The 19,829-nt window shown below is 57.6% G+C and carries 16 protein-coding genes and 1 riboswitch; of the genes, 10 read left to right on the top strand and 6 right to left on the bottom strand.

The genetic code is table 11. The features are described from left to right. Nucleotides 1–2 precede the first annotated feature (2 nt). From rsmB to IIA05_08940, 4 genes are read left to right on the top strand one after another with little or no spacing between them, the layout of a single operon-like run. On the top strand, nt 3–1,328 hold the full coding sequence (gene rsmB, locus IIA05_08955) for a 16S rRNA (cytosine(967)-C(5))-methyltransferase RsmB (protein MCH9027228.1): 1,326 nt from the start codon (nt 3–5) through the stop codon (nt 1,326–1,328). Nucleotides 1,329–1,333: 5 nt separating this feature from the next. Beyond that, nucleotides 1,334–1,924 carry a DUF4390 domain-containing protein gene (locus IIA05_08950; GenBank protein MCH9027227.1) on the top strand — a complete coding sequence of 197 codons (591 nt, stop codon included), beginning with the start codon at nt 1,334–1,336 and terminating at the stop codon, nt 1,922–1,924. After that, nucleotides 1,906–4,134, top strand: a complete 2,229-nt coding sequence (locus IIA05_08945; protein ID MCH9027226.1) for a HAMP domain-containing protein — start codon at nt 1,906–1,908, stop codon at nt 4,132–4,134. Before IIA05_08950 ends, IIA05_08945 begins: the two co-directional genes overlap by 19 nt. Further along, the gene (locus IIA05_08940) at nt 4,131–5,492 is read left to right on the top strand and encodes a sigma-54-dependent Fis family transcriptional regulator (GenBank protein ID MCH9027225.1); all 1,362 of its coding nucleotides are present in this window, start codon (nt 4,131–4,133) and stop codon (nt 5,490–5,492) included. Before IIA05_08945 ends, IIA05_08940 begins: the two co-directional genes overlap by 4 nt. On the opposite strand, the gene IIA05_08935 is transcribed toward IIA05_08940, so the two are convergent. The 4 genes from IIA05_08935 to IIA05_08920 form a co-directional block, all read right to left on the bottom strand. Continuing rightward, the gene (locus tag IIA05_08935; protein MCH9027224.1) at nt 5,489–6,586 is read right to left on the bottom strand and encodes a CapA family protein; all 1,098 of its coding nucleotides are present in this window, start codon (nt 6,584–6,586) and stop codon (nt 5,489–5,491) included. The genes IIA05_08940 and IIA05_08935 overlap by 4 nt on opposite strands. Further along, the gene (locus IIA05_08930) at nt 6,573–7,133 is read right to left on the bottom strand and encodes an SPOR domain-containing protein (GenBank protein MCH9027223.1); all 561 of its coding nucleotides are present in this window, start codon (nt 7,131–7,133) and stop codon (nt 6,573–6,575) included. The genes IIA05_08935 and IIA05_08930 overlap by 14 nt, the downstream gene beginning before the upstream one ends. 3 nt (nt 7,134–7,136) lie before the next feature. After that, a complete protein-coding gene (locus IIA05_08925) occupies nt 7,137–8,891 on the bottom strand; it encodes an arginine--tRNA ligase (protein ID MCH9027222.1) in 1,755 nt (584 codons plus the stop codon). An 83-nt stretch (nt 8,892–8,974) separates the two neighbouring features. Continuing rightward, entirely contained in the window at nt 8,975–11,176 is a 2,202-nt protein-coding gene (locus tag IIA05_08920; protein ID MCH9027221.1) for a primosomal protein N', read from the bottom strand. A 226-nt stretch (nt 11,177–11,402) separates the two neighbouring features. Between IIA05_08920 and IIA05_08915 the strand changes: the two genes are divergently transcribed. From IIA05_08915 to IIA05_08905, 3 genes are read left to right on the top strand one after another with little or no spacing between them, the layout of a single operon-like run. After that, a complete protein-coding gene (locus IIA05_08915) occupies nt 11,403–11,921 on the top strand; it encodes an RNA polymerase sigma factor (protein MCH9027220.1) in 519 nt (172 codons plus the stop codon). Then, on the top strand, nt 11,918–12,340 hold the full coding sequence (locus IIA05_08910; protein ID MCH9027219.1) for a hypothetical protein: 423 nt from the start codon (nt 11,918–11,920) through the stop codon (nt 12,338–12,340). Before IIA05_08915 ends, IIA05_08910 begins: the two co-directional genes overlap by 4 nt. After that, on the top strand, nt 12,309–13,004 hold the full coding sequence (locus IIA05_08905; protein MCH9027218.1) for a DUF3106 domain-containing protein: 696 nt from the start codon (nt 12,309–12,311) through the stop codon (nt 13,002–13,004). Before IIA05_08910 ends, IIA05_08905 begins: the two co-directional genes overlap by 32 nt. A gap of 64 nt (nt 13,005–13,068) precedes the next feature. Here the strand turns inward: IIA05_08905 and IIA05_08900 are convergent, their stop codons facing one another. After that, nucleotides 13,069–13,986: a hypothetical protein gene (locus tag IIA05_08900; protein ID MCH9027217.1), complete on the bottom strand. Its 918-nt coding sequence runs from the start codon at nt 13,984–13,986 to the stop codon at nt 13,069–13,071. A 242-nt stretch (nt 13,987–14,228) separates the two neighbouring features. Between IIA05_08900 and IIA05_08895 the strand changes: the two genes are divergently transcribed. After that, complete coding sequence (locus IIA05_08895; protein MCH9027216.1) at nt 14,229–14,648, top strand: hypothetical protein; 420 nt, start codon at nt 14,229–14,231, stop codon at nt 14,646–14,648. A gap of 270 nt (nt 14,649–14,918) precedes the next feature. Here IIA05_08895 and IIA05_08890 read toward each other — a convergent pair whose 3' ends face one another. Beyond that, a complete protein-coding gene (locus tag IIA05_08890) occupies nt 14,919–17,180 on the bottom strand; it encodes a winged helix-turn-helix domain-containing protein (protein ID MCH9027215.1) in 2,262 nt (753 codons plus the stop codon). 396 nt (nt 17,181–17,576) lie between these two features. Between IIA05_08890 and IIA05_08885 the strand changes: the two genes are divergently transcribed. Both IIA05_08885 and IIA05_08880 read left to right on the top strand, forming a co-directional pair. Then, the gene (locus IIA05_08885) at nt 17,577–18,194 is read left to right on the top strand and encodes a hypothetical protein (protein ID MCH9027214.1); all 618 of its coding nucleotides are present in this window, start codon (nt 17,577–17,579) and stop codon (nt 18,192–18,194) included. A 240-nt stretch (nt 18,195–18,434) separates the two neighbouring features. Next, a riboswitch (cyclic di-GMP riboswitch) is annotated at nt 18,435–18,503 on the top strand. Further along, nucleotides 18,502–19,767, top strand: coding sequence for a DUF418 domain-containing protein (locus IIA05_08880; GenBank protein MCH9027213.1), 1,266 nt, complete (start codon nt 18,502–18,504; stop codon nt 19,765–19,767). (Overlaps the previous riboswitch by 2 nt.) The last annotated feature ends 62 nt before the right edge of the window (nt 19,768–19,829 follow it).

The raw sequence follows: 19,829 nt of genomic DNA, 5'->3' as shown, positions 1-19,829 counted from the left end.
GTTTGAGCGAATCGTCGAGGATCCGCGCAGCCTCTGCCAGGACACTGTCCGCGGTACTCGACGGACGATCGCTGGATGCCGCGATGTTAAGGTTCGGGCCGTCGGTCGAGCAGGCGGCGCTGTACAAGGCGCTGGTCTATCACAGCGTGCGCTGGCAACCGCGCCTGTCGCGGCTGGCCGGTCTTTTGCTGGACAGGCCATTGCGGGACCGCGACCGCGTCATCGATGCCTTGTTGCAGGTAGGCCTGTGCCAGTTGTCGATAATGGATACAGCGGACCATGCCGCGGTGTCCGAAACAGTCAATGCCACGCGGGATCTCGGTAAGCCTGGACTTGCCGGCCTGGTCAACGGGGTGTTGCGTAAATACCTGCGTGCGCGAGATACGCTCGAGGCAGAGTTGGATCAGGACCCGGTTGCGGCCAGCGCGCATCCGGGCTGGATGCTGGATGTCTTGCGCGAGGATTGGCCGGAGCACTGGAGAGAGATCGTCGCCGGTGGCAATCTGCAAGCGCCGATGTGGCTCAGGGTGAACAGGACCCAGACCAGCGCCCGCGATTACCTGCGTGAGCTAAGTGACCGTGGCCATACAGCAACCCTGTCATCATGGGTGGATGGCGGGATTCGCCTGGATAAGCCCTGCGCTGTCGACGAGTTGCCAGGCTTTGGGCGAGGCCGGGTTTCGGTCCAGGATGGGGCGGCGCAGTTGGCCAGCCAGCTGCTGGCGCCAGTCGCCGGGCAGCGGGTCCTGGATGCCTGTGCCGCGCCGGGCGGGAAAACGGGCCACTTGCTGGAGCTTGCCGGCGGGGATATCGACCTGCTTGCGCTGGACCGTGACCCACAGCGTCTACGCAAGGTTGACGAAACCCTCGAGCGGCTTGGGTGGGCTGCCGAGACGCGGACGGCGGATGCTGCGAGCCCCGGTGATTGGTGGGACGGCAAACCGTTTCAAAGGATTCTGCTGGATACTCCATGCAGCGGTAGCGGTGTTATCCGCCGGCATCCAGACATCAAACTATTGCGCAGGCGCAGCGATATCGACGATCTGGCCGTCCGGCAAAAGGCTCTGCTCGACGGATTGTGGTCCACGCTGGATCGTGGAGGGCTTATGCTTTATTGCAGCTGCTCGGTGTTTCGGCAGGAGAACCAGAAACAGATCGATCGTTTCGTGAATAGCAATTCCGATGCAGAATTATTGCCACTATCTGATAGGCTTAGAGGCCGTTTTGGCGACGGTCGGGGCCCCGGTTTTCAGGTATTCCCCGGTGAGGGGGAAATGGACGGGTTCTTTTACGCAGTATTGAGGAAATCGAGTGTAGCGACAGACTGATGGGCGTGAGCGGCACAACATCACCGGATAGAGTCTGGCTGGCGTCCCTGGCGTTGGCCTGCTGCTGCGTCCTGCCTGTGGGGGTTGCCGATGCCGCCAGGGATACACCCCGCTTCGAGATTCGTTCAGCTTATGCTGAACTGGAAAACGCGGTGTATTACCTGCATGCCAGGATCAATTATCCGCTCAGCAAGCAGGCGTTGGAAGCGCTGCAAAGTGGAGTAGAGCTGAACTTCCAGTTACGCATCGAAGTCAACCGCGTTCGCCGCTACATTCCGGATGCCAATGTGGCGACCCTCCTGCAACGTTACCAGCTACACTTCAATGCACTGGTTAATCGTTATGTCGTTCGAAACCTCAACAGCGGGGGACAGCAGTCCTTTGCCTCGCTGGAGGCTGCAATGGGTTTTCTGGGCCGGGTTTCCAATTTGCCCATACTCGATAAAGCGCTGCTGCAACCCGGCAGGAAATACATTTTGAAACTGCAGGCTGAACTGGATGTCAGGCGCCTGCCCGCACCGATACAGTTACTGGCGTTCTGGCTGGACGACTGGCGCTTGACGAGCGAGTGGTACACATGGCCTCTGCAGCCATAAAACGAGTCGCTTTCCAGGTGCTGCTGACCGTCGGTGCGGTCTTGTGGATTGCCGCTTTGTTGTTGCTGGCGCAGTCCGCCCAGAATTCCGAGCGTTTCGGGGAACTCCACAGCCTGATTCTTTTTATCAATGCCGTCGGCGTGATGGTGTTGCTGGTTGTTATCGGCGTCGCTCTCAGCCGGCTGATTCGCGATTACAGGAGGCACATCCCCGGTTCGAGACTGCGGGCGCGGATGTTGCTGTCGTTCGTCATCCTCGTGGTCCTGCCGTTGCTGGTGGTCTATTACTTCGCCGTGCAATTTCTCAATAGCGGTATCGACAGCTGGTTCACCGTCGAGGTCGAAGAAGGCCTGCAGGATGCGCTGAGCCTTACCCAGACAGTGCTCGATATTCGGAAGCGAGAGTACCTGGCGCGAACCGAAGAGGCTGCGGCCGGTCTTGTTGGCTGGCCCGATCTCGGCATGGTCAGTGTGGTTGGCCGCCTGCGACGCACCGTCGGCGCGACTTCGCTTACCGTGGTCGATCGAAGCGGGCGCATTATCGCGACCAGCCAGGATCAGCCACGCGATATCCAGGCGCTGCTGCCGGGCGAAGAGTTGCTCCAGCAGATTGGTCAAGGCAGACCCTATGTGCGGATGGAACCGACCGGGGAAGGGGGGTACCGGGTCATAACCGCAGTCGATATCCCGCTACAGTCGCCGCTGATGCAACAGCGTGCATTGCTTGGCCAGTTCCCGGTGGTCGCCAGACTGGGGCGTCTGGCCGATACAGTGGACCAGACCTATACCAAGTACCGCGGCCTGATGTATCTGCGCGAACCGCTCAAACAGAGTTTTACCCTGACCTTGACCCTGGTCCTGTTGTTATCGTTTCTGGGCGCGGTATATGGCGCCATCTTCTTCGCCGACCGCCTGGTGTTGCCGATTCAGCAACTGGTGGCGGGTACCCGCGCCGTGGCCAAAGGTGATTTCGATACGCAGTTGCCGCCGGGATCCAGCCGCGATGAAATCGGTTTTCTGATTAATTCATTCAACGATATGACCCGCCGCCTGGGAAAAGCGCGGGAAACCGCTGCCCGCAGTCAGCAATTGGTGGAGTCCCAGCGGGCGAACCTGGCGATTATTCTGGCCCGCCTCTCGACCGGCGTTATTTCCCTCGACGAGCAGCTTCGCATCCGTACCGCCAACGAGGCCGCCGGCGCGATTCTCGGCACCCAGCTTGGATCGCGAGTCGGCGAAACCCTCGAAGATGTTTCGATCGGGCAGCCGCTGCTTGTCCAGTTCCTCGAGTTCACTCGCGGCCATCTTGACCAGAACGATTTCGAATGGCGTGAACAGTTTGTCCTGCGTGGGGAACTGGGTTCGCGGGTCCTGATGTGTGCCTGCACGCCCCTGCCCGGTGGCAGCGATCAGCCTGGTGGTTTTGTCCTGGTTTTTGACGACATCACAGCCCTTTTGCAGGCACAAAGAGACGCAGCCTGGGGTGAGGTGGCGCGGAGGCTGGCGCACGAGATCAAGAATCCATTGACCCCGATTCAGCTTTCGGCTGAGCGGCTGAGACGAAGATACCTGGGCACCATGAACGCCGAGGACTCTCAGTTTCTGGAGCGCGCCACGCACACGATTGTGCAGCAGGTTGAGGCGATGAAGGATATGGTCAATGCCTTCAGCGAATATGCCAGGGCACCCGATCTGGAGGTCAGCAAGGTCAACCTGAACAAGCTGATCGGCGAGGTGCTGGAGTTATACCGGGCGCGCGAGATGGGTGTGGAAATCAGGCAGAACCTGGATCCTGAGCTCGGTGAAATCGAAGTGGATGCCGGGCGTTTGCGGCAGATTCTGCATAACCTGGTCCGCAACGCCTTCGAGGCACTGGAAGGTGATCCGAACGGCAAGGTAGAGGTTTTTTCGCGGCTTCACGATCAAGACGATTGTCCGGTGGCGGAAATCCTGGTTCGCGACAATGGGCCGGGATTTCAGATGGACCTGGTCAGTCGGGTTTTTGACCCTTATGTCACCAGTAAACCCAAGGGTACTGGCCTGGGCCTGGCCATCGTCAAAAAACTTGTTGAGGAACACGGCGGCAGGATAGAAGCCGGCAACTATAAAGAAGGCGGCGCGGAAGTGAGAGTCTTGTTGCCGGTTAATGAAACGGCCCGGCAGGCCATGATGGAGCAACGGCGTGTTGAGGTCAGGAGAGAAAGCGCATGAGTAATCCGCAGGTTCTGGTCGTCGATGACGAACTGGATATCCGGACATTGTTGCAGGAAATTCTCAGCGAGGAGGGCTACCAGGTCACGGTGGCCGCCGATGCCGACGAAGCGCGGGCGGCCTGGGTCGATCACAAGCCCGATCTTGTGCTTCTGGACATCTGGATGCCCGGTACGGATGGCATCACCTTGTTGCGTGAATGGTCGGACGGCAAGCCCCTGGCTTGTCCGGTGGTCATGATGTCCGGTCACGGCTCGGTGGAAACCGCGGTCGAGGCCACCCGCCTTGGCGCCTTCGATTTTGTCGAGAAACCCTTGTCTCTGGCTGAGCTCCTGAGGACGGTGGAGCGAGCGATAAACGAGGGGCAGAGCGCCCGGCCGTACAGTAAAATGAAAGTGCCGGACATGGTGGCGCCGATTGGCAAGAGCAAGAAAATGAAGGCATTGCGCGACCAGGCGCAAAAACTGGCGCCACACGACACGCCAGTGCTGTTGCTTGGCGAAGCGGGCACCGGGCGGGAGGCGTTCGCCAGGTATATACACGCCATGAGCCCGCGCGCCGCTGCGCCGTTCGTTACCATCAGCGGAGGCTCCCTGCAACCGGATCAGGCTGCACAAAAGCTTTTTGGCAATCAGAAAGGCAGTAACGTGTCGGCCGGCGCGTTCGAAAAAGCGAACGGCGGCACATTGTTTATCAATGAACTCGGTGACCTTGACCCGGATGTCCAGACCTTGCTGCTGGGCGTCCTGGAGCAGGGCAGTTTTCAGCGCATCGGCAACGACACCGACATCTCGTTGTCGTTACGCTTGTTGAGTTCCGCCGATTCCAATCTTGACTTATCAAAAAACGGGCCGGTCAGAACCGATTTGCTTGCTCTGCTCAACGTCGTCCAGTTGCATGTACCGCCACTGCGAGAATATGCCGAGGACGTGCCGGATCTGCTGCGCTACTACGTCGATAAGCTGGTCAATAGCGAGGGGTTGCCATACCGGCGATTTGGCGTCGCGGCGCAGAACCGGCTACGCAACTACCCGTGGCTGGGCAATGTCAGGGAGCTGCGCAACCTGGTGCAGCGACACCTGATCATGAGCAAGGAGGAAGAAATCAGTCTTGAGGAAATAGAAAATGACATTGCCGCGCAACCGGCCAGCAACGAACCGCTGGTCAAGCAGGATCTCCTTGCCTTGCCGTTGCGTGAGGCGCGCGAGCAGTTTGAGAAAGCCTACTTGCAACAGCAACTGATACTCTGCGGTGGCAAGGTCGGATTGCTGGCCAAACGGGTTGGCATGGAAAGGACCCATTTATATCGCAAATTGCGCACGCTTGGCGTGGAGTTCAGTAAAGGCCGCGACGACTAGTCGTTGGTCTTTTGCGGCGTGAAGCTGCCGTCTTCGTGGAATTCTATGCCGCCATCCGGAAAATCCAGTTTGCTCAGTCTCATGATTTCCCGAAACGCCCGCATTCTGTTGTCGGGATACGGCCCGCCGGGGCGTCGTTGAACCGCGGAGATAATCTGGCCTTCGAGCAGGTTGCCATCGGGGCTGAGCCTGGCTATCAGTATCGGCGCAACTCCTTTCATACCCGCGACGCTGATACCGTAGTAAGTCGCAAAATTGCCAAGGCTATAGGCAATCAGTCTGCCTTTGTAAATTTCCATTCCCCTGGGCACGTGCGGACCGTGGCCAAGGACAAGATCAGCGCCGATATCGATCATTGCCCGTGAAAAGGCCGCCACATCGCCGCGCAACTCGCCACGGTAATACTCTTCCATAAAGGGAACCCGGTTGGCGTCCACGCCTTCGCCGCCGCCATGCAGGGAGATGATGACGATGTCATGGTTTTGGACCAATGAGGAAACGTTCATTCTGGCCCGCTCTATGTCGGGCCCCAGCGGCGAGCTTGAGCCCTTGAACGGGGCAAATGCCATCAGCGCGATTTTTCGACCGTTGACCTGCCAGCTGGCAAAACTGTCCTCGCGCCCCGAGTGAAGAATCCCCGCCTTGTCGAGCGCCGCCATACTTGCATCGCGGCCCTCTTCGCCAAAATCACGCGCATGGTTGTTGGCCAGGCTCATGACATCGAAGCCGGCGTTGCGCAAATGTGCGGCATAGCGGGCCGGGCTTCGGAACAAATAGCAAACGCTCGGATCAGTGCAGGTTTTTGCCGGCTCTCCGCCATCCATCAGGATCTGCTCGAGATTGCCAAAAGTAATATCCCCCGACTGGAGTATTTCGCTGACCCCCTCGAAGAAAGAAACGCCGTCATCGTCCGGCAAGTGGTTCAGCGGGAAATCGGTGCCCAGCATGATATCGCCGACGGCGATAACAAGCAGCGGCTCGGCTTTTAATTCCGAGCCGGGACAACCAACGCCGGCCGGGACCGGCAATGCGGTGCACAGCAGCGCCGCGCAGGCCAGCAGCCTGCCCGGCCATCGCCGCCTAATCGCCAACACGAATCCGGATCACTTCTATCTGGTTTCGGCGCAGGAGTTCCCGGTTCCTGTTCAGAATATCGAGGTCGCTGTATGGCCCGAGACGAACTCGGTGCCAGGTATCGTGATCGATACTGACTTTCTGCACGCGGGATTCCAGACCCAGCATTGCCAGTGTCGCCTGCATGCGATCGGCATCCGCGAAGTTCTTGAATGAACCGGCCTGTAACACGTATTGACCTGGCTCGGTGATTGGAACAGGGTGCGTATCTGCTCGTGCCGATGACTCCGTTTCAGGAATGACGACTTCAAACTTTGGCAGCACTTCGTAGAAGGAAAACCTTTTTGGCTGGTTGCTCGATCCCTGTCCTGCTTTCGCGGGCGCCGGTTCCTGCTGCGTGCTCGCCGCCGGTTGCGGCGTGGGCGGCTTCACCTGCCGGTCGTACAGGTAAACCCATATTGCGACGGACAAACCCACGCCCAGCCCAAACAGCATCCAGATCCACCCAGGCGGTTGTACGCTCTTTTTTTTGCGCCGGCTGGGACGGCGCTTGTAGTCCCTTGTCATTGTTTACATGCTCTCCGGGGCGGAAACGCCCAGTATTGCGAGCCCGTTGGCAATAACCTGCCGTACCGCGACGATCAAGGCAATACGCGCGTCGCGCAGATCCTGATCTTCGACCAAGAAAGTGTGCGCGTTATAGTAGGTATGGAAATCGTTGGCCAGGTCCCGCAGATAATGCGCCAGTGTGTGCGGCGCGCGGTTTTGGGCGGCCAATGCTATGACTTCGGGATACCGGCTCAAGCTGACGAGCAATGCCTTCTCGTGCTGCTCGTTCAGCCTTTCCAGGTGATCCCAGGCCCGCTCTGCCTGCCAGTCGAAACCTTTGTCGTTCAATTGCTGCAACACGCTGCAGATCCTCGCGTGGGCGTATTGAATGTAATAGACAGGATTGTCGCTGGAGTGCGATTTGGCCAGTTCCAGATCGAAATCCAGATGCTGGTCATGCGACCTCAAAACATAAAAAAACCTGGCCGCGTCATTACCGACTTCCCTGCGCAGCTCACGCAAGGTCACGAACTCACCCGAGCGGGTGGACATTTGCACTTTCCGGCCCCCCCGGAAAAGTGCAACAAATTGCATCAGCCTGACCTCCAGCGATTCGCCGGGCTGGCCCATCGCTTCCAATCCCGCACGGACCCTGGCGATGTAGCCGTGATGGTCGGCTCCGAGTACGTCAAGCAGGAGGTCGAACCCGCGCTGGCGTTTTTCCAGATGGTAGGCGATATCGGAGGCAAAATAAGTTTTCTGGCCATTCTCCCTGACCACGACCCGGTCTTTCTCATCGCCAAAGTCGGTGGCGCGAAACCAGATCGCACCGCCTTCTTCGTAAACATGATCGTTGGCCTTTAACAGCTTTAACGCTTGATCGATCGTTCCGCCGCTGTGCAGGTCACGTTCGGCGTACCAACGATCGATGTGGACGCCGAATTCCTCCAGGTCATCACGGATATCGTCGAGTATTTTTTTCAGCCCGAAATCGAGTACCTGTCCGAAGCCTTGCTCACCAAGTTTCTCTCGCGCCCGCTCGATCAACGCATCGATAAACTGGTCCTTGTCGCCATCGGGACCGTCCGCGGGCATATCGGCGAACAAGGCAGCCGTATCCAAGACAAACTTGTCCGCGTACTCTGACTTCATGTCATCGGCGATACGCGCAATGTAGTCACCTTTATACGCGTTTTGCGGAAACCCAAAAACCGCACCATGAGACTCCAGGTAACGAAGCCAGACGCTGGTGGCAAGTATGGCCATCTGCCGGCCGGCATCATTGACGTAATATTCCCGGAAAACCTCGTTGCCGGCGGCCGCCAACAGATTGGACAGGCTGGCCCCGTATGCTGCGTGCCTGCCATGGCCAACATGCAACGGTCCGGTCGGGTTCGCGGAAATAAATTCGACGATGATCTTCTTGCCGCTTGACGGCTGGCGTCCGTAGGTATCGCCCGACTCGACGATGTCGCGAAGCTGCTGATGATAAGCGTTTGCCGAGAGATAAATATTGATGAACCCGGGGCCGGCGATTTCGGCCTTGTCGATCAGCGGAGAGTCCGGCAATGCCGCGATCAATTGCGCCGCAAGGTCGCGTGGGTTCAACCGGCAAGGCTTGGCCAGTTTCATCGCCAGGTTACAGGCAAAATCACCATGCGCGGGATCGCGGGTTCGTTCGATCTCCGGGACTGTCAACTGACCGGTTTTTTCAAGGGTTTCCGCAGGCAATTGTTGCAAAGCCTGTACAAACAAAGACTGAATTCGATTTTTCACGGGGCGGGCCAGAGGTCCTGACAATCAGGAAGCAAGTCTAACGTCTTGCCGGGAAAAATAAACCAAAGGAGGCCGGTGGCCGCTCAGAACATATCCACCGGGTCGACATCCAGCGACCAGCGAACCTTGCGCCGTTGCGGCAGATTTTCCAGTTTTGCTATCCATGGCCCCAGTAAGTTACGAAGGCTGCTGCGCTTGCTAGCCTGTAGTAGCAATTGCGCACGAAAATGGCCCGCCCTTTTCTCCATTGGCGCGGGCGCCGGACCCAGCAGGCAGGTCTCGCCATCGCAGAATTTTTCCGCCTCGCGCCTTGCCGCTTCCAGAAATATTCTCGCATCGTCCTGGCTCGGTGACTCGGCGCGCAACAGGGCCAGGTGTGAATAGGGGGGCCAACCGGCCTCGCGCCGTTCGGCCAGTGCGTCGCGGGCAAAAGCCGCATAGCCGTCCCGGATCAGGTCGATCAACAATGGATGATCCGCAAAGCGCGTCTGAATCAGCACTTCGCCCGGTCGCTGAGCCCTGCCGGCGCGGCCCGCAACCTGGGTCACGGTCTGGGCGAGTTTTTCACTGGAGCGGAAATCGGTTCCGAACAGGCCTTGGTCTGCATCCATGATGATGACCAGGCTGATATCCGGAAAATCATGCCCCTTGGCCAGCATCTGGGTGCCAATCAGGATGCGCGAGCGACCCGACCTGATTTCATCCAGTTTGTCCGTCAGGCTGCCTTTTCTGCGCGTGCTGTCGCGATCGATTCGGGTAACGCCGACACCCGGGAATTGTTTGCGCAGGAAATCCTCGACTCGCTGTGTTCCCTGGCCAACCGGGATCAGTTGCTCCCGGCATTGCGGACAGCGATCCGGAATAGCGCAGCGTTGATCGCAATGATGGCAACGCAACTGACCGTTTGCGGCGTGGACGGTCATACGCGCGTCACAGCGGCCGCAACCGGCTACCCAACCGCACTCCGTGCAAAACAAGGCCGGTGCAAAGCCCCGCCGGTTCAAAAATAAAAGCACCTGGCCGCCTTGGTCGAGATGCGCGTGCATCGTCATCAGGCTCGGTGTTGCCAGCCCATGGTCGGCGCGATGTGCGCCCAGGTCGACGATGCGCATGCCCGGTTGTGCAACATTGCCAGGACGCTCCGGCAACTCGCAAAGGTGGTAACGACCGGTCTGCGCATTGTGAAAAGACTCCAGCGACGGGGTCGCCGATCCCAGCACGACGGGTATCCCATGCAGCCTGGCCCTGACGATGGCCAGATCGCGCGCGGAGTAGCGAAAGCCGTCCTGTTGCTTGAAGGAACTATCGTGTTCTTCATCGACGATGATCAAACCCGGCCGCGACATCGGCGTGAATACCGCCGAGCGGGTGCCGAGGACGATGGCCGCCTCACCGCTACGGGCCATGCGCCACGCTTCCAGTCGCTGGCCATCGGGCAGTCCTGAGTGCAGCACCGCGAGTTTCCCGGGCAGGCGTTCGTGAAAGCGTTGAATGAGCTGCGGCGTCAGGCCGATCTCCGGAACCAGCACCATCGCCTGCTGGCCCTTGGCCAACAGGCGGCGGATCAGCGACAGATAGACCTCTGTCTTGCCGCTGCCAGTGACGCCAAAAAGCAAGGTAGTCGCGAAGCGGCCATCGTGTGCGCCGATCTCAGCGACCGCTTTTTGTTGCGGCCCGGTCAGCGAAATATCGTCGGCGGGTTCCCCGCAAGGAAGGGGCGCGCTGTGCTCGATTTCCCGATGCTCCACGAGCCCCTTTTCGTGCAAAGCCCTCATGCTCGGGCGCCAGCCCTTGAACAGTGCCGGTAACTCGGATTCTGACAAAGATCCGTGGTCGCGCAGCAGTTCCAGCAGGGCCTGCTGGCGCGACGCACGTGCGAGCGGTTCCGCAGCCTGCCCCATGCCGGTCGGACGCCAGTGTACGGGCGCCGATGGCAGTGGCCGGCTGCCCCGCAACAGCGCCGGCAGCGCCGTCGCGAAGACTTCCCCGGGCGGGTGATGAAAATAGTCCGCCGACCAGCTCAGCAATTTCATCAACACCCCGTCAAAAACCGGCTCGTCATCGATTACGGCGATCGCCCGTTTCAGACGCGATAGCGGCAATTCGCTGGTGCGAGTAGTTTCAAGCAGCACACCGATGGTCTTGCCGCGTCCGAACGGAACTTTGAGGCGCATGCCGGGCAGCAGTCGATCCGGCGGGTATCCTTCCGGGCACAGGTAATCGAAGTACCGGTTTAGCGGCACATTAACGGCAACTCGTAAAATCACTGGCCTGTTACCCGGCATCGCTTTGACAGATTGATTGGAGGAAGGTGGCACGTTGTTTTGTGGTATTGCTATCGTATGACCGTATCAGACGCAGGCCTATGGTTGGATGGGGCTCCCGTATTGTCAACCGAAGCACTTAGGATGCGTTACTGTTAATGGAAAGACGGCTTTTGCCGGATGGTGGCGGAGGCCAGGGACCGGCCCGGTAAATTCAGGAGATGGCAAGCTGGACCAACGACGGCGAATGGAGTCTTTTTTGCAGGATGTAGAGCGCCGGGCTTTCCGGATCGCGCGCTATTCGACGGGGAATGCGGACGATGCGCTGGACCTGGTGCAGGACGCCATGCTGAAACTGGTCAGATCCTATGCGGACAAAACAGCGGCCGAATGGCCGCCGCTGTTCTACCGGATTCTCGATAATGGAATCACGGACTGGTATCGCAGGCAGGCTGTGCGGGGGACGGTGATGAGCCTTTACCCGGGCGCGGACGACTCGCAGCGACTGGATCCCGTTGCAGCCGCGCCTGACCCTGCGGAGCCAGGCCCGGAAAACCGGGCTGGCGCAGACGAGGCGCTGGGCATGCTGGACGCGGCTATAGGGCGGTTGCCGGAACGTCAACGCCAGGCATTCCTGCTGCGCATGCTGGAAGATCTCAGTACCGAGCAGACGGCGACCGCGATGGGCTGCAGCGCCGGTAGCGTTAAAACGCATTACTTCCGGGCGCTGAAAACGCTGCGTGAAGAACTTGGAGAGGCATGGTGAACGACGCCGAAAACAAAGTAGACAGATTCGTGCAGAAAGCCCGCGCCGCGCTGCGTAGCAAGGACGAGCTGCTGGACGAAGCAACAACGTCCCGATTAGTGCAGGCCCGTGAAAAAGCGATGCTCGAGATGCCCCATGGAAATCAAAGGCCCTGGCTGGCTGTAGCAGCGTTAGCGGCCAGCGTCGTCGTCGCGCTGGCCTGGTACCGTTGGCCGCAGCCGGAAGTGCCTGATATGGAATTGCTCGAGAGCATGGACTTGATGGTGGCGGAGGAAAGTATCGAGTTTTACCGGGACCTGGAATTCCTGGAATGGGCCGAACTTGAAGAAGAGCTCTTGCTCGATGAGCTGGATAGCGAACCGGGTGAGACGACGGGGGGATTGATGGATGAACGTGCGCAGGCGAATGGGCGGGTTTAGCAAGGGGCTCTTTCTGACGGCGTTGCTGGCCCTGGTCTGTCCGCAGACGGCGCTTGCCGATCAGGACGATCCCCGCCGCTGGGATGAGCTGGCGCCGGAACAGCAGGAATTGTTGCAGCGCTTTGAAGGCGAGTGGGATTCGCTGCCGTCGGAGCGCCGTCGGCGCTTGTACGACGGGTCGAAGCGATGGTCCCGGTTAACGCCCGAGCAGCGGGAAAATTCAAAAGAGCGCTTCCGGAAGTGGCGAGATATGGCGCCAGTTGAGCGGCAGCGTGCCCGGCGTAATTTACAGCGATTCAAGAATATGCGACCTGCGGAACGGGACGCTTTACGACACCGAATGCAAAGAAGTTCGCCGGAACAGCGTCGGCAGATGAGGCAACATATGCAACGGATGGCGCCGGAGAAACGCGAGCGAATGCGCCGGCAACATGAACGGATGCGCCAGCGAACGGACCAGATGTCGCCACAGCAACGTGAACGGGTGAAGCAACGGCAGCGCGCCAAGCGCGAGCGCATGGAGCAAATGACACCCGAGCGACGTCAGCAGATGCGCGAGCGTTTGCGAGGAATGAATCCCGAGGAACGCAGAAAAATGCGCGAGAATTTATTGCGGCAAGGCGACGAAGAAAAAACCACGGAGCCAGCGGAAACTGACGAATAGCCGGGTCGATCCAGACTCGACGCGTGTACTGGCCTTCGCGCCTGCAAAAAGCGCTACAAGTCGGTTAAGTCCGGATCACGGTGATGTTGTCGATACCGCTGAAAACGAGCGCGCAGTAAATCGCGGCCAGGGCAGCGATGATCGACAGGATTCGCCAATCCGTCGCGGCATGAGTCTCCCTGGCGAGACGCAGAAGCTGCCAGAAGAGATAGCACTCCAGCGCAAAAGGCATGAAGCCAAGGAAGCCGGCCAACGGCATCTCGAACACTTTCCAGAAATCGAACAGCGGTATCGCGTAAATCCACTTCGCGCCCGACCAGTAGTTCCAGAATTCCCACAACACTCCGCACAGCAGCCCCGCCAGCATGAGCCGCAGCATGCGCGCATAGGAACCTTTGGCTGCCTGGCCCAGCAGCGAAGCGACACGGTCGCGCCGGTAAACCAGCGGGTCGAGGATGAAAACGATCCCCACCCACAAGAGTGGGAAAAAGTACTGCGGCAGCAGTACGACCAGTGTCAACATCAGCAGCCCGGCTATCACACAGCCGTTCAGCAACCGCGGGGAAACCCGGATCACCGGTCCGGAAACACGCCGGACGAGCCCCAGGTTGCCGAGTAGCGTGTCCACCTCGAGGATCGCCGGCAGCACGGTGGCGAAGGAGACCGCGTAAGCCAGCCAGCGCAACCAGGTCAGTTCTATCACGCCAACGTATAACCAATTGTGCAGCCAGAAATTCCAGGTTTCGAAGAACAGCCACACGATCACGGAAAAGCCGGTCACCCACGCCAGTTGCTGGCTCGTGCCAACAATCAGGGAATTGCCGCCGCGCCGGGCATTGATGACCCCGATGACCGGAATGAAGGTCCACCACGCGAACAGGTAAAAGAAGTGCAGAAAGGGTTCCACGCCCATCAGCATCAGGACGAAGAAGACCAGGTGAAGAGTAACCCCCAGCCAGATGAACAAAGGTGCCCGTCGCATTGAAAAACGTGCCGAGATCAAAAAGGCACAGCCTCCGATTCGCATGGAATAGAATCTGGCCTCATCTTAGCCCGAAGTCGATCCTTCAGGCTAAGATGAGGTCAACCCCGACCGGACATTTCCAGCAAAGAGTGCAGACCGTCCGGGAAACAAAATCACGATGCGACCGTAAATCAGGCCTCGGAAAGGCATCCACTTTGATACACTTGGGAATCTGTTGTTAATCGATGCAGGTGACCGACATGAGCAATAAAATCCTGGCCGTCTTGTTCGCGGCAATGCTACCAGGCCTGTCCCTCGGACAAAGCCCCCAAGCCTACCAATGTACTTATGGAGATCTGCAAAGGCGTGTCGAAATCTTCTACGAAGCGGGTGTGACCGTTCCCTGTGAGGTGCATTATTACAAGGATACCGAGGCGCCAGGCGAACAGCAGGTGCTTTGGCGCGCCCTGAACGAAACCGGCTATTGCGAAAGGAAGACCGAGGAGCTGATCGCCAAACTCCGGGGATGGGGTTGGACCTGCGGACAGGCCGATGATGCGGGTTCGAAAACCGAACCCGAGCAGGTTGATGATCCGCGGCAGGATGGAGAACCGGTGCAAGGCGACGACACGGAGGCACTGGAACCTGCCGCAGAGACCGAGCCGACCGAAGACGGATAGCGTGACATGTGGCTGCGATTCGCTGTAGTAAATCGTACGGTCTGTACTTCATCTACAACATCCGCCTCTCTATAGTTAGAGATTAGATGTTGCATCGACCGGTTGAAACCGCAACCCAAAGCGGCCGTTGGGAGGTAGAGTTGTGAGGGGCCGCTAACGACCCAAAGCGGACATAGTGATCCCCGTTGGAACCCATTATTTTACGGTCAATTCGAGGTCAGGACCTTACTGCGTTCGCGCATCCCTGCGAGGCTGTACTACCGGTGGAGTTTATTCTTCAGTTGCCGAAAAAAGCCGTTGTTTTTCCTCGGCCTCGGCCAACCGCAGCCGCTCGCGCATCTCTGAGACACGGGCCTTCAAGTCGGCGAGGATTTGCTTGAATTCCGAATCGTCGTACAGCGAAACCAAGTTGGGATCGCGCTCGGCGAACCAGTGTTTACTCCAGCCACCGTCAACGGCCTTGCGAAGAAACCTTATAGCTTCCTCTGTGTCTCCGCTTACGGCGTGCGCCCCGGCCTCAACATAGTCGAGTCCCGGCGTGTCAACGTCAGATTCTCGCTGTGATTGAATATAGACCCTCGCGTGTCCCAATACGGTGTCGCCGCGATCGGCATCGCCTGACTTGTAATAGAGGTGGGCGAGGTTAACGGCAGGAACGTATCCAAAGTCCAAGAATTGCCCATAGTACAAGTCGTTCCGGTGCCTGGCCCAGCCGGCCGTTGACGCCGCTTCGGCTTGTTCATAGAGCTGCTGTGCGTACTCGTCATTACCTGTCACCATTTCATACAAGGCAACAAGGCATAACGTGGTTGCGCGGGGGCGGCGAGGGTTATCGACCTGTAGCATTTTGTCCACGAGCTTGTGGGTTTCCGCGTATTGTCCAAGCGCGAGAGACAGGTGGGCCTGTGAGTTGATAACCGACCATCCATCGGGATTCCGTTCCACCGCACGGTTGAGCCACTCTTCCGCCGCCTCGTAGTCGCCCAAATCAAGGTAGACGCGATTAACCGTGTTGATAACTTCTGCTTGGTGCCGGGGGTCGTTGGATAATATATCGATCTTTCTCTTCCACCAGCGGACCGATTCGTCTAACTGTCCGGACAGCCAATAATCTTGTGCGAGAATCGAATACGGTAACCAGAATTCCGGATCGATCTCGATCGCTTTCTTGAGATGGAATTCTTTTTCCGGGAAGCGCTTCAGTCCCCCCAGGGACGAGGCCACCGCGATATAGTTGAAGGGCGATAATGGGTCCAACGCCAGCGCGTGCTGTTGTATGAGCAGCCGTTCCTGCTTGCGATCCTGAGTGGTGAGACTCTGTCCATAGCGGACATGGGCCATTGCGTGATTGGGATTCAACTCGATGGCCCGTCGAAATGCTGCTTCGGCGGCAGAAGAATCCATGTCAACTTTTCTTACTTGTCCGGTGCCCAATAAATGGTCGGATTCCATTTGTCGCATCATGCCCAAAGAAACGTAGGCTTCGGCAAGGTTTGGGCCCAGCTCAAGAGCTTTTTGAATAGCCGGCTCTGCTTTCGCCAACATTTCTTCATAGGACAGTGTCCCGTAGCTTCCCAGCCCCATGTACGTATCGGCCATGCCGGTATAGGCCAATGCATAGCTGGGGTCCAGGTCAATCGCTTGCTGGAAATAATCAATCGCCCGATTAAATGATGTCTCGGTGCGCTTAGCCCAATGATGGCGTCCGAGCATATAGCGTTTGTAGGCCTCGGCGTTGGTTGTAATTACTTGTTTAGATGCACGGTCTACGCTGATATCAATATTTAGTGCGTCAGAAATTGCGTGCGCGATGTCCTCCTGTATTGCAAACACGTCATCAAAATCCCGCTCATAGGTCTCGGACCAAAGATGATAGCCATCGGCTACGTCCACCAGCTGTGCCGTAACGCGTAATCGGTTGCCTGATGTGCGAACACTGCCCTCGAGTATGGTGTCTACATTGAGTTTTTTACCAATCGTCTGAATATCCTCGTCCTTGTCCTTGAAACTAAACGATGACGTCCGTGCCGCGACCCGGATATTGGGAAGATTCGAAAGCGTATGTAACAGTTCCTCCGCGATACCTTCGCCAAGATATGCTTGGCTCCGATCGTCGCTCATATCGACGAAGGGCAGGACCGCGATGGATTTGAGGTGGGTTTGCTGGGGCGCGGCATGTGGTTGTGAAACCGTCACTTCTTGCTGATGCCACAGCAAGTAGGTGCCCCCAGTGAGCAAAGCAGCGATTCCGATTGCAGATATAAGAACCAGGCGCGGCGGTGCCACCGTCCTCTTACCGGTCTCGTCATCCTCGGGGAATACGACCGGAGCCAGCAGTCGGTAGCCTTTTTTTGGGATGGTTTCGATATAGCGTGGCTGGTGGACATCGTCGCCCAGCGCTTTGCGCAGGTGGACGACAGCCTGATAAATTGTATCGTCCGTGTGCGCGCGTCCCTGCCAGACGGTGTCCAGCAATTCATTGGCGCTCAGGATTTTTCCGCGTCGACTGGCCAGGCAGACCAGCGTATCCATCACCCGGGGCTCAATTGTGACGACCTGATCGCCGTCAGACAGACGATTGAGGCTTGGCTGAACCAGCCAGGTTCCAAGTCGAAAATCTTTGTTGGCGTCCCCGTCAGGCATGGCGGCCCCCAGTTCCGTTTGACTAAGCTACGAAGTATAGCTGAGGCACATCGACCTAAGTCTTTAATTTAACCGATTGACGCGCAGTCTTCGGAAAAACTTCAGGTTTTCCAAAGCATTTTTCTGGGCGATGAGCGTATGAAGGAAGCTGTCCAATATAAAGCGTGGCACGGAAAGCCACGGGTTCTCGCTTCCTCCGAGAAGCCATGGAAGACCTCTCGAAGGACCCAAGATCACCGGGCTGCCGATACTGCATCGACCGAATAGGTCACAGGAGGCAATTTAATGAAAACTCGATTTTTAGCCATATTGGCTACGCTGGCCTTTTTAGGCTTTTCTGTTCCCGCCGCGGCCCACGAATGCATTGGCCACAAGAACAAAGACCATAAACACTGCGTCGCGGACCCTGCCCCTAGTGGAGGAGGCAAGGCCTTCCTGTTCGAAATTAATGCTACGGATGTTCTCATATGCGGTGGGGCCACAGACACCGGCGCATCGTTCGGCCATGTCAGCTGGTCCGGGAATGTCCTCTGGGACCCAGAGTTCATTCATGTCCATTTCAAGCTCCAGCTAAAGGACGTTGATCCCGGCACATACGATATCTTTGGAAATTATGACTGCGCTGAATGCCGCATCGAAGACATAGGGTGTGTTGATGATCCTGTCGATTTCCCTTTATGCGAAGGCGGCGACTGTGACCTTACTATCACCGTGAAGCAAAATCGGCAGGGTAGAACGAGTGGCGCGTTGCGCTTACCTGGGTGTGACCCCAACAAAACGACTACGGTGTGGGTTACGGTCACCGTCACCGTCAACGGTTTTACGAAAATTCTGCGGAGTACTCCCGTCACGGTGGTACTTCCCCCGAATGAGGTTGGGACCGGACAGTCTTGCACAGAATGAAGCCATACACCCCTGCGGCGATCATCCACAACTGTCGGTCGCTACTCCATAGTTGAACGACCGCTATTGGCCGAAACCGGACTGTCAAAAATCGGCCTTTGCTCAAATTGAACGTCCGCTTTACCCCCAGAAGCGGACATTCAGCTAATATTGCCACGAAGGGCCGCTAACGACCCAAAGCCGACATTAGTGACCGGCTACCGATGTACCATCCAGCTACTAAACTTAGGTCACTATCAACACCGATAAAGCCAAACCCGCCTAAAGACGGGGACGGAAAGTCCCAGATCGACTTGAGGAATTGGCGATGAGTTCCACCAACGAGACAGTAGCTCGTAGTCCGGCCCCAGTCGATCCACGGCGGCGTATTGAGGCCGTCGACATGGTACGGGGCTTTGCCCTCTTCGGTGTGCTCCTCGTAAACATGTTCAATTTCGGTAGTGGCGGGCTTTTCTGGAACGAACCTATTGACGAGTTCGCCTCGTCGGTGAAGCGGTTCTTTTTCGAGACAAAATCCTGGCGTCTGTTCTCTTTTTTGTTCGGCTTCGGTTTTGCACTCCAATTGATTCAGGCTGAAGAGCGTGGATCGAAGTTTGCGCCGGTCTACCTCAGGAGGTTGATTATCCTCTTTGTCATTGGAGCCACGCACGTGTTGATCTACGACGGGGATATCCTGATGCAGTACGCGGAATTAGGACTCGTTCTCGTGATCTTCAGGAACGTTCCGCCAAGGCTGCTATTGGTCCTGTCTGTTTGTCTGCTGGCCGTATTCCCGATTGGGCGGGCTGCAACATCGCTCCTGGAGCCAACACCGACCGCACCAACCGCCGACTATGCAGACCGTCTCGAAGCCGCCACGGTTGAGATGGATGAATATCGCCAAACACACGTTTATTCGGTCGGCTCCATACGTGAGGTCATGGCAGACAATGCCTATATAGAAAATCCATTCACCCGACCGTTAGGTCCGGAGTCGAGTCTTGCGAGGTTTGCGATGTTTCTCCTTGGGCTCTATGTGGGCCGGCGGCGAATATTCCACGACATTCCAAAACACTTGCAGCTTATTCGACAGGTGTTCTGGTGGGGCCTCCCGATTGGGCTTGTCTGTATGGGCGCGGAACGGATTCTCAATGCAACCACAGGCTATGAGGTGTTCGGTGAGCAGCAGGCTGCAATCGTGCCGCAGTTGTTTGGCGATGTCATATTTGTCTATGGCTCCACTGTTCTAGCCCTTGGCTATGCGGCTGGCATTACACTTTTGGCTCAGCACCATCGCGGGAAACAATTTTTGGCCCCGCTCGGGGCTGCTGGACGAATGGCGTTAACGGTTTATCTATCTGGGTCCTTCATGTTCGGCGCGCTGTTCTATGGCTTCGCCTTTGGCAACGCCTTCTGGCTGGGACCGGCGGCGGTCACGGGATATGCCGTTTTGTTTTTTGCGATTCAGATCGTGTTTTGTGTTTGGTGGACAAAGCGATTTCGCTTTGGACCGATGGAGTGGCTATGGCGCGCCCTAACGTACCTGAAGTTCCCGTCTATGAGGCTCCAAGAACAATCGCATGGAAAGGGCTGAGGCCGGGGATGGCCGCTTGTGGCCGTTAGCGGACCTTCGATTTCGTGGTTTTTGGGTGGTCT

The organism is Pseudomonadota bacterium, assembly GCA_022572885.1.
In the GTDB taxonomy this organism is placed as follows: domain Bacteria; phylum Pseudomonadota; class Gammaproteobacteria; order Steroidobacterales; family MnTg04; genus MnTg04.
The sequence above is the reverse complement of the archived record's forward strand: the minus strand, read 5'-3'. Positions and strand labels throughout refer to the sequence as shown.